The sequence below is a fragment of the Rhodopseudomonas palustris genome, assembly GCF_003031265.1.
Taxonomy (GTDB): Bacteria; Pseudomonadota; Alphaproteobacteria; order Rhizobiales; family Xanthobacteraceae; genus Rhodopseudomonas; species Rhodopseudomonas palustris_H.
Window position 1 is genome coordinate 3,848,095 of the sequence record NZ_CP019966.1, and the last position, 11,545, is coordinate 3,859,639.

Annotated in this window: 11 protein-coding genes and 1 other RNA gene; 6 read left to right on the forward strand and 6 right to left on the reverse strand. The window is 67.2% G+C overall.

Going from position 1 to position 11,545, the window contains the following annotated elements:
* Nucleotides 1-7 precede the first annotated feature (7 nt).
* The 3 genes from RPPS3_RS17950 to RPPS3_RS17960 all read right to left on the reverse strand — a co-directional run bounded on the left by RPPS3_RS17950 (nucleotide 8) and on the right by RPPS3_RS17960 (nucleotide 1,703).
* Nucleotides 8-508, reverse strand: a complete 501-nt coding sequence (locus RPPS3_RS17950; protein ID WP_107345277.1) for a tripartite tricarboxylate transporter TctB family protein — start codon at nucleotides 506-508, stop codon at nucleotides 8-10.
* A 71-nt stretch (nucleotides 509-579) separates the two neighbouring features.
* Complete coding sequence (locus RPPS3_RS17955; RefSeq protein WP_107345278.1) at nucleotides 580-1,110, reverse strand: chromate transporter; 531 nt, start codon at nucleotides 1,108-1,110, stop codon at nucleotides 580-582.
* On the reverse strand, nucleotides 1,107-1,703 hold the full coding sequence (locus RPPS3_RS17960; RefSeq protein ID WP_107345279.1) for a chromate transporter: 597 nt from the start codon (nucleotides 1,701-1,703) through the stop codon (nucleotides 1,107-1,109). Before RPPS3_RS17960 ends, RPPS3_RS17955 begins: the two co-directional genes overlap by 4 nt.
* A gap of 140 nt (nucleotides 1,704-1,843) precedes the next feature.
* On the opposite strand from RPPS3_RS17960, the gene ssrA reads away from it, so the two are divergent.
* From ssrA to RPPS3_RS17985, 5 genes are all read left to right on the forward strand, one after another.
* Nucleotides 1,844-2,212: a transfer-messenger RNA gene (ssrA, locus tag RPPS3_RS17965) on the forward strand.
* A 216-nt stretch (nucleotides 2,213-2,428) separates the two neighbouring features.
* Entirely contained in the window at nucleotides 2,429-2,965 is a 537-nt protein-coding gene (locus RPPS3_RS17970; protein ID WP_107345280.1) for an SspB family protein, read from the forward strand.
* Between the two features lie 112 nt (nucleotides 2,966-3,077).
* Nucleotides 3,078-4,505 carry a class II fumarate hydratase gene (fumC, locus tag RPPS3_RS17975; RefSeq protein ID WP_107346669.1) on the forward strand — a complete coding sequence of 476 codons (1,428 nt, stop codon included), beginning with the start codon at nucleotides 3,078-3,080 and terminating at the stop codon, nucleotides 4,503-4,505.
* A gap of 265 nt (nucleotides 4,506-4,770) precedes the next feature.
* Nucleotides 4,771-4,959, forward strand: coding sequence for a DUF4169 family protein (locus RPPS3_RS17980; RefSeq protein WP_107346670.1), 189 nt, complete (start codon nucleotides 4,771-4,773; stop codon nucleotides 4,957-4,959).
* Entirely contained in the window at nucleotides 4,956-5,234 is a 279-nt protein-coding gene (locus tag RPPS3_RS17985; RefSeq protein ID WP_011159041.1) for a ribbon-helix-helix domain-containing protein, read from the forward strand. The genes RPPS3_RS17980 and RPPS3_RS17985 overlap by 4 nt, the downstream gene beginning before the upstream one ends.
* A gap of 20 nt (nucleotides 5,235-5,254) precedes the next feature.
* Here the strand turns inward: RPPS3_RS17985 and RPPS3_RS17990 are convergent, their stop codons facing one another.
* On the reverse strand, nucleotides 5,255-9,076 hold the full coding sequence (locus RPPS3_RS17990) for an AsmA family protein (RefSeq protein WP_107345281.1): 3,822 nt from the start codon (nucleotides 9,074-9,076) through the stop codon (nucleotides 5,255-5,257).
* A gap of 135 nt (nucleotides 9,077-9,211) precedes the next feature.
* Nucleotides 9,212-10,639, reverse strand: a complete 1,428-nt coding sequence (locus tag RPPS3_RS17995) for an FAD-binding oxidoreductase (protein WP_107345282.1) — start codon at nucleotides 10,637-10,639, stop codon at nucleotides 9,212-9,214.
* Nucleotides 10,640-10,705: 66 nt separating this feature from the next.
* Between RPPS3_RS17995 and RPPS3_RS18000 the strand changes: the two genes are divergently transcribed.
* Nucleotides 10,706-11,236 (forward strand): thioesterase family protein, encoded by a 531-nt coding sequence (locus tag RPPS3_RS18000; RefSeq protein WP_107345283.1) that lies wholly within the window; start codon nucleotides 10,706-10,708, stop codon nucleotides 11,234-11,236.
* Here RPPS3_RS18000 and RPPS3_RS18005 read toward each other — a convergent pair.
* A complete protein-coding gene (locus RPPS3_RS18005; RefSeq protein ID WP_107345284.1) occupies nucleotides 11,233-11,406 on the reverse strand; it encodes a DUF1328 domain-containing protein in 174 nt (57 codons plus the stop codon). The genes RPPS3_RS18000 and RPPS3_RS18005 overlap by 4 nt on opposite strands.
* Nucleotides 11,407-11,545 lie beyond the last annotated feature (139 nt).

Sequence of the window (11,545 nt, forward strand, 5' to 3'; positions counted from 1 at the left end):
CCCCGCCTCACTGCGTCAGGAACGCGGGCCACAGCGCGAACGGCAGCGCCAGCCCATACACGAACAGCCCGCAGCAGGCCGCGGTCAGCACCAGGCCGACCACGAAGGTCTCGCCCCAGCGCGTTTCCGGCGTACCGAGCGCCGCGATCAGGAAACTTGAGAACGCCGCGATCACGAGGCCGAGCGGCCGGATCGTCACCGCGAACGACAGGATCGCGAGGCCGACGAACAAAGGCCCGCGCCAATGGAATTTGGCCAGTTGCTCCCCTGGGGCGAAGATCCCGCTCGCAGCGACCACCGCGCCCAGCCCCAGCAGCAGCACCGCCAGCAGCCGCGGCACCGTGCCGGCCCCAAAGCGAAAGCCCTGCATGCCGCCGAGATCGCTGGCCGCCCACAGCGCGAAGGCCGCAACCGCCATCAGCGCCAGCCCGCCGACGAAATCCTGCGGTCCGCGGATCCAGCTCGGAAATACCGATCGCTCACGCAACCCGCTCGGCGCTTCGTCCATCGGTTCCTCCCCGCACTGCGCACCGCCCGCCTCGCGAACGGCATCTTCTGTCTTTGGCCTATCGGCTTGGATCAAACAACGCCGGCAAATCCCAACACCCCGCCGGCGAGCAACAGCCACAGCGGATTGATCCGGGTCACCGCCGCCAGCACCGCGACCGTCGCGGTCAGGATCACGGCCCCGGCCGACCGGTCGGAACCCAGCGCCAGGATCAGGCCGCTCGCCGCCATCAGCCCGATCGACAGCGGTACCAGCGCCGCCTGGATGATCCCGGGCCATGGCGATCGGCCGGCGCGGCCCAGCAGCCGGCTGACCACATAGGCCAGCGCCCCGCTCGGCCCGCACATCCCGACAGTCGCCACCACCGCACCAGCAAGCCCGGCGGCCTGGTAGCCGATCAGCGTGACGATCAGTACGTTGGGCCCGGGCGAGAGCTGGGCGATCGCGAAGGCATCGGCGAATTGCTGCTCGGTCAGCCAGTGATTGAGCGTGACGGCGACGCGGTGGATCTCCGGAAGCGCCGCATTGGCGCCGCCGATCGCGAACAGCGACATCGTGCTGAACGTCGCGGCGAGCCCGCCGAGCGAAGGCGCCCCGGTCATGCGGCGCGTCTCCGCAGCAGGTAGGTTGCGGCGATGCTGAACGGCACCGCGACCGCCAACACCCACGGCATCGGCAGCCGCAGCACGCCGACCGCAACGAACACCGCGACCAGCAGACCGATCGCGACCGGATCACGCTTGCGCAGCAGCGGCACCAGCATCTTGAACACCACGGCGAACAGCAGCCCGATCGCCGCGTAGGACACCCCGGCCAGGATGCGCCGCAGCGTCTCCAGCTCGCCGTAATGAGCGTACAGCACCGCCAGCAGCGTCACGATCAGCAGCGGCGGACCGAGCAGCCCGGCAAACGCGGCGACCGCCCCGGGGATACCCCGGAACCGCGATCCAAACACCACCGACAGGTTGACGATGTTCGGTCCCGGCAAGAAGTGACAGAGCGCGAAGGTCTCGTTGAACTCGTCGGCGGTCATCCAGCGATGCTGCTCGACAATCGCCCGCCGCGCCCACACCAGCACGCCGCCGAACCCCGCCAGCGACATCTTGGCGAAAGCGACGAACAGCTCCCCGAGGCCGGGCGCCGGAGCAGCCGGGGCGCCCCCAGCATCACGATCGGGTGCATCGATAAGAGCCATTCGCAAGCTTTAGACCGCCGCGAGGAGCACAACTACCGGCTTTTCCGCCGTCCCCCTGCCCGCGCACAGCGAAGCTGCCCGGATGCTGGACCGGCCGTTCGGAAGCTCCGGCCGCCCGCCCACAAGTGCTTGGCCGCTAGGCCCTTTCGCCGGCCGACATTGCCCCCTATATTGGGAGGGTCGGGGCAACCCGACTATGGAAATAAATGGCCGCCGCAATAAACCATTCGGACCCGGGGGCGGTACCCGGCGCCTCCACCCAAGCCCGCTCTTTTCGTTTCGGAAAGGCGGGTTTCGGCGGGGGCGAAATAGGATCGACGAGGGCGTAAAGGGCTCGCTTTTTCCCGGTATTGTTCCGCCGTTATCGGGCTACTGCAATAGTTGCCAACGACAACTATGCTCCGGTTGCTCAGGCTGCGTAAGGCAGTTTGAAAGACCATTTTAAAGCCCTAACGGGTTAAGCTCCGTTAGGCGGGGTTCGGAGGCACCTGGCAACAGAAGCCTCCACTCATTCTAATCATGCCTTGCTCGTTCAGAATTTTGCAGGCTGGAGGATGGCTTACCGCCGGTTTCTCCGGCGCGGCGCCGCACAATTCTGCCGCGATAGGTGCTGACCATACGCGGCAGCCGGGGTAGCATGATGTTCGGCGCGAGTCGGGCCCCGCCCCAGTGCCGAACCAGCCTTCAGGCATCCGAGCGACGGAACGACGAGACGGGACGACGACATGGCCACCGACCACATCCGATATGACGTGCTCGCGCGCGATGCCTTGCGCGGCGTTCTTCGCCACGTCCTCACCGACGTCGCTCAGAACGGCCTGCCCGGAGAGCATCACTTCTTCATCACCTTCCAGTCGAAGGGCGACGGCGTGAAGCTGTCGCCGCGGCTGCTGGCGCAGTATCCGGAAGAAATGACCGTGGTGCTGCAGCATCAGTTCTGGGACCTCGTCGTCACCGAGGACCGCTTCGAGGTCGGGCTGTCGTTCGGCGGCATTCCGGAGCGGCTGGTGGTGCCGTTCGCCGCGATCAAGAGCTTTTTCGACCCGTCAGTGAAGTTCGGGCTGCAATTCGAAGCCGCCGATGAGGTCGACGAGACCGGCGAGTCCGACGACGTAACCGAACTGGTGACCGCGGCTCCGGCCCCTGTGGCGCTGCCGTCGTCCACTTCCACCACCGACAGCGACGCGTCCTCCGACGACCAGCCTGCGCGCTCCGGCGAAGGCGCCGAAGTGGTGCGGCTCGACCGCTTCCGCAAGAAGTAACGACTCTGCCGATTATCAGGTCTTCCGCGCGCTGGATCGTTCCGGCGCGCTTGGCGTTGCCGGCCTGCGCCGCCGCGCCCCTCTTCGACCCTCAACTCCCAGGACGATGATCATGGCCCGCACGCCCCATTCCCCCCGCCCCGCGCGTTCTGCTGCGACCCGAAGCGAGACCGACAGCTTCGGTCCGATCGATGTCGCGGCCGATCGTTACTGGGGCGCGCAGACCGAGCGTTCGCGTCAGAACTTCCGCATCGGCACCGAGCGGATGCCGATCGGCATCATCCGAGGGCTGGCCATCGTCAAGCTGGCCGCGGCCGAGACCAACAAAGAGCTTGGCCTGCTCGACAACCGCCGCGCCGGCGCGATCGTCCGCGCCGCACGCGAAGTGATCGAAGGCACCCATGACGATCACTTCCCGCTGGTGGTGTGGCAGACCGGCTCCGGCACCCAGACCAATATGAACCTCAACGAGGTGATCGCCAACCGTGCCAACGAACTGCTCGGCGGCGAGCGCGGTTCGAAGAAGCCGGTGCATCCCAACGATCACGTCAACATGAGCCAGTCGTCGAACGACTCGTTCCCGACCGCCATGCATATCGCCGCGGCGCAGGCGATTACTTCGGACCTGATCCCGGCGCTGACGCTGTTGCACGACGCGCTGCGCAAGAAGGAGAAGGCGTTCGCCAAGATCGTCAAGATCGGGCGGACTCATACCCAGGACGCCACCCCGCTGACGCTGGGACAGGAGTTCTCGGGCTACGCGGCGCAGCTCGCCAGCAGCATCGCCCGGATCAAATCGGCGCTGAAGGAGCTGTATCCGCTGGCGCAGGGCGGCACCGCGGTCGGCACCGGGCTGAACACCCATCCGAAATTCGCCAAGGCGTTCGCCAAGCGGGCCGCCGCGATTACCAAGCTGCCGTTCGTCACGGCGCCGAACAAATTCGAAGCGCTCGCCGGCAACGACGCCTACGTGTTCGTGCATGGCGCCCTGAATGCCGCCGCCACCGCGCTGTTCAAGATCGCCAATGACATCCGCCTGCTCGGCTCCGGGCCGCGCTCCGGCCTCGGCGAACTGATCCTGCCCGAGAACGAGCCCGGCTCGTCGATCATGCCCGGCAAGGTCAACCCGACGCAGTGCGAGGCGATGACCATGGTGTGCTGCCAGGTGTTCGGCAATCAGACCACGCTGACGGTCGCCGGCAGCCAGGGCCATTTCGAACTCAACGTCTACAAGCCGGTGATGGCGCAGGCGATGCTGCAGTCGATCGGGCTGCTGGCGGATGCGGCGCGTTCGTTCACCACCAACTGCGTCGACGGCATCCGCGCCGATGAGCAGCGGATCGGCGAACTGATGCAGCGATCACTGATGCTGGTGACGGCGCTGGCGCCGACCATCGGCTACGATAACGCCGCCAAGATCGCCAAAGCGGCTCACCAGCGTGGTACGACCTTGAAGGAGGAAGCGGTGCGCTCGGGGTTGATCAGTGCGGTCGATTTTGACCGGCTGGTGCGGCCGGACAAAATGACGCATCCGGGCTAGCCTCGCGGGATGCCCCGAGAGTCGTAAAAATGCCCTTTCGGAAATTGATGTAAATCATATCCCTTGCGCGCCCAGATTGGTCAACTTGCACTTGCGGCGGTGTGGTTCGGCGGCCTTATTCGATTTACGGAATAAGTGTTGAACCGCATCCAAGCAGCGATATGGTTTTGTTCTTGATGGTGATCGAGCCTCTAATGGCTTCGTGCATTCGTGCCCGCCTGGCTGGCGACGCCCGTTGCCGATTTAATCGATGATGGGTGACGTTATGACCGACGTGGTCAATTTGAAACGCTTCAAGAAGCGAGCCGAGCGGGAAGCAGCCGCTAAACTCGCAGATGCCAATCGCGCACGATTTGGCAGGACCAAATCGCAGCGTGCGCTCGACCAACATCATGTCAGCCGCGCCAATCAACTGCTCGATCAACACATAATCGGTGGCGAGGACGCGTCATGAAATCGCCGGTGGTGAAACGGTCGATCGTGGTCGCGGGCCACAAGACCAGTGTCAGCCTCGAAGAAGCGTTCTGGAACGGCATGAAGGAAATCTCCAGCGTGCGGGACATGACTTTGTCCGAGCTCGTCGGAGAGATCGACAGCAATCGTCAGCAGGGTAACCTGTCCTCGGCGATCCGGCTGTTCGTGCTCGACTACTTCCGCAGCCGCGCCTTGCAGGCGCAGCAGCAGGCAGTGGCAGATACCAAGACCGAGAGCTCGCTGACAGCGCACTGATCGTTTGATCGGTGCGCTGATCAGTCGGTCGCCCTCGCACTCGGGGGCGACAACATCAGGGGCGGACGCGGCCGTGACGGGCGCGCGTCTCCTGGTGCAGGTTTGATCTCCAAAGGCGGCGGCAGTGGCGCGAGCTTTTCGCGCGATGTCGAAGGCGCAGCGGTCGATGCTTGCGGCTGAGATGACGTTTGCGGCTGAGGCTGCGACGGTCGTTGCGGCTGAGCGCGCGGCTTCGGTGTCACGCGACGCGGATCGGCGTCCGGCAATGGCGGCGTGAGCGGCGGTGCCGGGCTGATCGCAGCCCCTTGCCCGATGCCCGGAGCGGCCGGCTGTGGTGCAGCCTCGGGCACGGTTTTCGGCCCAGCTTGGGAATTGCCCGATGGCGCGCGAGTCGCCGGCGGCGCCGTATCCGACTTCGCCGGTGCGGTGGGCGGCGGCAGGCTTGAGGTCTGCGCCGGAGCGCGATCGGCATTGGCTGGGGACTGAGTCGGTGCCTGAGGATCGACGGCAGCGGCTGGTTTGCTTCCCTGTTCGAGCATCTGCAGCTTGCGGGTTTCGCGATCGATCCGGCGGATCGACAGCCACGACGACAATCCCGACAGATCGACAGACCACTCCATCCGGTCCGGCGGCCCGGCCCCGAACATCCGGATCTCCGGCGGCAACTCCTGGGCCGGCTCGGCCTGAATCAGCGCGACCCGCAGATCGGCCTGCCCCGCCGCCACATCGTAGCCGCCCGACACCACCGCGCGGGCATCCTTGGCCTGCAGCGTGGTCGGCGCCAGCTTGAAACGGCCGTCGCTGACACTGATCGGAAACTGCGCGCTGTCGACTTTCAGCGGCCCGACCTTCAGCGCCGGCTCGACCAGCTTCGCCAGATGGTCGGCATCGACCGGCTGGCCCTGATCGGCGGCGCGGATCGCGACCGCGAAGGCGCTCGGATCAAGCCCGGAGATCGCCGCCTGCGACAGCATCACGGTGCCGCCGCCGGACAGCGCGCCGGCGAGCGCCGAGGCACTGCGGCCGCTGCTCGCCAGCGTGCCTTGCAGCGACAGCTTCCCTGGCGGCAGCGCGAGCGCGCCATCGCGCAGCGCCGCGGAGTCGGCGTCCTTCAAGCTGAGCTGTGCATCGAGCGCCACCCCGGCGTCGACCGGTTTGGCGGTCAGCACCGCCTTGGCGTCACCGCCGCCGAGCTTGCCGCTGCTGTCCAGCGTCAGCGACCGCCCGTCGCTGCGGATCACGCCGCGCAGCGGCTGCAGCTCGCTGCCGCCCGGCAGCTCGGCCCGCACCGCCTGAAACGCGATCTTGCCCCGCCAGCCGCGCAGCCAGCCCTGCCCGAGCGGCTCTTCGGCGGGGCGTCCGGCGGCACCGAGCGCGAGCCGCAGTGCCGGTCCGAGCGGCAGCGTGTCGATCCCGGCTTCGCCGTCGAGTTCGGCCGTCTCGCCGCGGGTCAGCACCAGCCGGCCGCGCAGCCGCGAGCCGGCAATGCCGGCATCGATGTCCTTGAAGCTCCATTTGCGGCCGGTGACCGTCAGTTGCGTCGCCAGCGACAGCGGCGCATCGCTGGTGGCGGAGGCCGGCAGATCGAGCAGCGGTGCCAGATCGAGCTTGCGCGCGTTCAGCGACAGCGCCGCCTTCGCCTCGGCGGCGAACGGCTCGATCTCGCCGTTCGCCTCGGCGTCGAGCCGCGCCGCGGTCAGCTTGGCTTTGCCGCGCAGCTCCCCGCGCCATTTGCCGGTGCCCGAGGCTTGCAGCGTCGCCGCGCCATCGCCGGCAGCGATCACGCGGTCGAGCCCGAGCAACACCATCAACGCCTCGCCGCGAGGCACCGACAGCTCGCCATCGAGCTTGAGCTCGCTTCGGCCCAGCGCATCGAGATCGAGCTTGCGCAGATCCGCGGCGGTCGGGCTCGCCTTCACTGTCAAACGTCCGCTGAGCTGCGGCGCAGTCAGTTGGAGCGAGCCGCTCGCCTCGACGTGGTCCCGCGCCGCGCCGGTTTTCTCGGTTGACACATTGAGCTTGGCACGGACCTCACCGGCCTCGGCAGGCAATGCCTTCAGCCGGGCCGCAACGGCCGGCGCGAACGGATCGATCGCCGCCGCGATCGGCCCCGGCGACGGTGCCCGCGCTGTGAGGCTCAATCGTCCGGCGGCGTTGTCGCGGTCGAGGGCGCCGTCGCCTTCCACCAGCAATCCGGCGCTGGTGCCGATCTTCAAACGGTCGAGCGCGATCCGGTGCGGATCATACGACAGCCGCACAGCCGCGGGCCGCCACACCTGTTCGCCGACGCTGAGCTTGCCGAGATCGAACGTGAGGCTGGCCTGCTCCGGCCAGCCGCCATCGGGGCCGGCCAGCGTGCGGGCCCATTGCAGCGCGGCGTCGAGATCGGCGCTGTCACCCTTCAGTTCGGCGTCGATCTGTGCGCCCTGATCGTCGCGCCGCGCCCGATAGGCGAAGCGGCCGCGCAGTGTGTCGCCGCCGCTCTGCACCGTCAGCGGATCGAGCACCCAAGCGTCGGAGCCGGCGCGGACCCCGCCGGCGATCCGCAGCGCCTTGGTCAGGCCACCGGCGGCCAGCGTGCGACCCTGCAGCCAGGCGGCGAGCAGATCCGGATCGCTGGCGGACAGATCGAGCGTGCCGGTGATCGCCGCGTCAGCAGCCCCCGCCCCGCCGCGCAGCGCCAAACGCGTGCCGCCGGGCGCCCGCAGCTCGAGCTGCTCGATCTGCCAGGCCTGCGGACCGCCGCGCAGCTCAGCGGTCAGATCGGTGACCGGGCGGTTGCCGAACATGATCTGGTCGGCGTCGAGCGACACCCGCGCCGGCAACGGCGGCAGCGGCAACGACGCCGCCAGATCGCGGAGCCGCACTAGCCAAGGCAGCGACGGCGCAGCATCGCCGGGCTTCGCCAGCAGCCTGTCAGCATCGAGCTGCCGCGCCGACAACTTGGCATCGAGGCGCGGCGTGCCGCCGAACCGTGCTTCGCCGCCGCCGGTCAGCTTCAGCGCGCGGTCGTCGGCGCCCCAGGAGACCTCAACCTGATCCAGCCGCGCGAGCGCAGGATCGGCCTCCACCTTGGCGGCGAGCCGCCACGGCGTCCGCGGCGTCTCTCCCGCCGCAGCCGCAAGCGCCGCCAGCGAAGCTGTGCCGTCGAACCGGGGCCGGCTTTGCTCGAACCTCACCAAGCCGTCGAGATCGGCCGCGATCCCGCCGGCGCCCTGGTTGATCCCGGCGCGCAGCCGGATCGCGTCGCTGTCCGCTGCGCGGCTGGTCGACAGCCGGAACGGATAGCGCTGGCCGCCGAGCAGGAAATTGCCGTCGCCGCGTAGCGCCGCGGCCTGCGCCCGCAGCTCGCCGGAGAATGCAATGTCGCTGAGTTCAAGATTGCTGCGGCTCGCCGCATCATGCAGCGCGATCCGGCCGGTGAGATTGAGCCGGTCGACGGTGAGCGCGGCGAGATTGGACAGTCCGGCCGCCGGCCAGTCGAGCCGGCCCTGCGGATCGAGACCGAGATCGAGCGACAGCCCGTTGATCGACAGTTCGTCGGCGCGCAGCTCGCCGCGCATCAGCGAGCCGAGGCTGAATTCGACATCGAGCTTGGCGGCACCGACCCGACCGGCGTCGTTGGCGCCGCCCACCGTCACCTGCTGCAACCGCAGCGACGGCGTCGGCAGCAACCGCGCATCAAGCGGCCCGGCGACGCGAACCTGGGCGCCGAGCAGCCGCGTCGCTTCGGCCTCGAACGGCCCGCGAAACTGGTTCCAGTCGATCAGATACGGCCCGACCAGCGCGGCGAGCAGCGCCAGGATCAGCGCGATAGCCAGGCCGAGCAGCGTCGTCTGCACGCGGTTTCCCCTCGGGGGCGTTGTGACGCCCCTCGCTGGCGTCGTTCCTTCGTGATTTCAACGCCTAGCGACAGACTGTGGCGAACTCACAGCAACTTCAAGCAGCGGATTCATACGGCTCAAAGTTGTTGTGGTTCAAATCCCTTGCGGCAGTATCTTGCCGGGATTGAAGATGTTCTGCGGATCAAGCGCCTGCTTGATCGCGCGCATCGCCTGCAGCGCTTCGAGACCGAGCTCGGCCTGCAGATACTTCTGCTTGCCTTGGCCGATGCCGTGCTCGCCGGTGCAGGTGCCGTCCATCGACTGCGCCCGTTCCACCAGCCGGTGCATGAACTCGTCGGCGCGCTTCAGCTCTTCGGCGTCGTTGACGTCGCACAGCAGCGAGCAATGGAAGTTGCCGTCGCCGACATGGCCGACGATCGGCGCCAGCAGCCCGAGCCGGTTGAGATCGGCTTCGGTCTCGCCGACGCAATCCGCCAGCCGCGAGATCGGCACGCAGACGTCGGTGGCGACGACGCCGACGCCGTCACCCTGGCGCAGCGCCCGCACCGACCAATAGGCGTCGTGCCGGGCCTGCCACAGCTTGTTGCGGTCTTCCGGGCGGGTGGTCCAGGTGAAGTCGCCGCCGCCGCAATCCTTGGCGATGGCGCCGAAATTCTTCGACTGCTCGCCGACTTCGACTTCGCTGCCGTGGAATTCGAGCAGCAGCAGCGGCGTCTCCGGCAGCGTCAGCTTGGAATAGGCGTTCACCGCCTTGACCTGGGATTCGCTCATCAGCTCGATCCGGGCCAGCGGAATGCCAGTCTGGATCGCCAGGATCACCGCCTGGCAGGCGTCGCTGACCGAGGGGAACGAGCACGACGCTGCCGCGATCGTCTCCGGGATGCCGCGCAGCTTGATGGTTAGCTCGGAGATGATGCCGAGCGTGCCTTCCGAGCCGACGAACAGGTGGGTCAGGTCGTAGCCGGCGGCCGACTTCTTGGCACGGGTGCCGGTGGTGATGATCTCGCCGTCGCCGCGCACCACCTTCAGCGCCAGGATGTTGTCACGCATCGTGCCGTAGCGCACCGCATTGGTGCCGGAGGCGCGGGTCGCCGCCATGCCGCCGATCGAGGCGTCGGCTCCGGGATCAATCGGGAAGAACAGGCCCTGGTCGCGCAGGTTCTCGTTCAGCGCCTTGCGGGTGACGCCGGGCTGAATCACGCAGTCGAGGTCCTCGGCGTGGACGGCGAGGATCTTGTTCATGTCGCGGAGATCGATGCAGACGCCGCCGGCCGGCGCATTGACATGGCCTTCGAGCGAGGTGCCGGTGCCAAACGCGATCACCGGCACCTTGTGCTGCGCACAGATCCGCACCGTGTCCTGAATGTCCGCGGTGTCCTGCGCCATCACCACCGCATCCGGCGGCTGGTTCGGCAGCCAGGTCGTGGTGTGGCCGTGCTGCTCGCGCACCGCAAGCGAGGTGACGAGGCGGTTGCCGAACCGCGCCGCGAGCGCTTCAATGGCGCTCGCCACGGCCTGCGGCTCGGCGCGCTTCGGCGTGTTGGTGATGGTCAGGCCCACGATAAAAACTCCTTCGGAACGGGGCGACCGTGGCAAAGGATACCGGAGGGGTCAAGGGAGGTACGATTGACTTTGGAAGTAGATCGCAGCAGCGAAATCGGCACCGTATCTGGGCCTTTCCTGTCGTCGGTGATGCAGATCGAGCCTGGCTGGATCGACTATAACGGCCACCTCAACATGGCCTATTACAACGTGCTGTTCGACCGCGCGATCGACCAGATCTGGAGCGAGCTCGGGATCGGCGTCGACTATCTGAACACGCGCGGCGGCTCGACCTTCACGGCCGAAGCTCACGTTCGCTACTTGCGAGAGATTCATCTCGGCGACCCGGTGCAGGTCGCGGTTTACATCGTCGCGGCGGACGAGAAGCGGATCCACACCTTCGAAGAACTGCGCCACGCCGAGGAAGGCTGGCTGTCGGCGACATCCGAGAACATGTCGATGCACGTCGATATGGCGAGCCGGAAAGTCGCGCCGTTTCCAGACGACATCCGCGCCAGTATTGCGCGGATGGCAGAAGCTCATCGGGCCCTTCCGCAACCCGAGGGCATCGGACGCAGCATCGCGATGCCCTCGAAGAAGCGGCCGGCGTCTTAGACCCGTGTGCGGCCGCGGAAGATGCTGACCACCGCCGAGATCAGGAACAGCACGATCGCGATGAAGAAGATGATCTTGGCGATTTCGATCGATGCACCGGCGATGCCGCCGAAACCCAGCAGACCCGCGATCAGAGCAACCACGAGAAACGTCACGACCCAACCCAACATGTGATGACCTCCGTTTCGCTCAGGCACCCGCTGGCGGCTGCCTCTTGGGATGAGGCGCCGCCGGTTTCGGCTGCGCCGCTTGGCGAAACAATCCGAGGCTGGAACGAAAGTTCCGGCCAGTTTCGGCGTGTCAAGGCGT

Bases quoted from the DNA above. Each gene is read 5' to 3' on its own strand.
- RPPS3_RS17970 (WP_107345280.1), top strand. From the start codon at position 2,429: ATGGCCACCGACCACATCCGATATGACGTGCTCGCGCGCGATGCCTTG.
- RPPS3_RS17955 (WP_107345278.1), bottom strand. From the start codon at position 1,110: ATGACCGGGGCGCCTTCGCTCGGCGGGCTCGCCGCGACGTTCAGCACG.
- fumC (WP_107346669.1), top strand. From the start codon at position 3,078: ATGGCCCGCACGCCCCATTCCCCCCGCCCCGCGCGTTCTGCTGCGACC.
- RPPS3_RS17980 (WP_107346670.1), top strand. From the start codon at position 4,771: ATGACCGACGTGGTCAATTTGAAACGCTTCAAGAAGCGAGCCGAGCGG.
- RPPS3_RS17950 (WP_107345277.1), bottom strand. From the start codon at position 508: ATGGACGAAGCGCCGAGCGGGTTGCGTGAGCGATCGGTATTTCCGAGC.
- RPPS3_RS17960 (WP_107345279.1), bottom strand. From the start codon at position 1,703: ATGGCTCTTATCGATGCACCCGATCGTGATGCTGGGGGCGCCCCGGCT.
- RPPS3_RS17985 (WP_011159041.1), top strand. From the start codon at position 4,956: ATGAAATCGCCGGTGGTGAAACGGTCGATCGTGGTCGCGGGCCACAAG.
- RPPS3_RS18005 (WP_107345284.1), bottom strand. From the start codon at position 11,406: ATGTTGGGTTGGGTCGTGACGTTTCTCGTGGTTGCTCTGATCGCGGGT.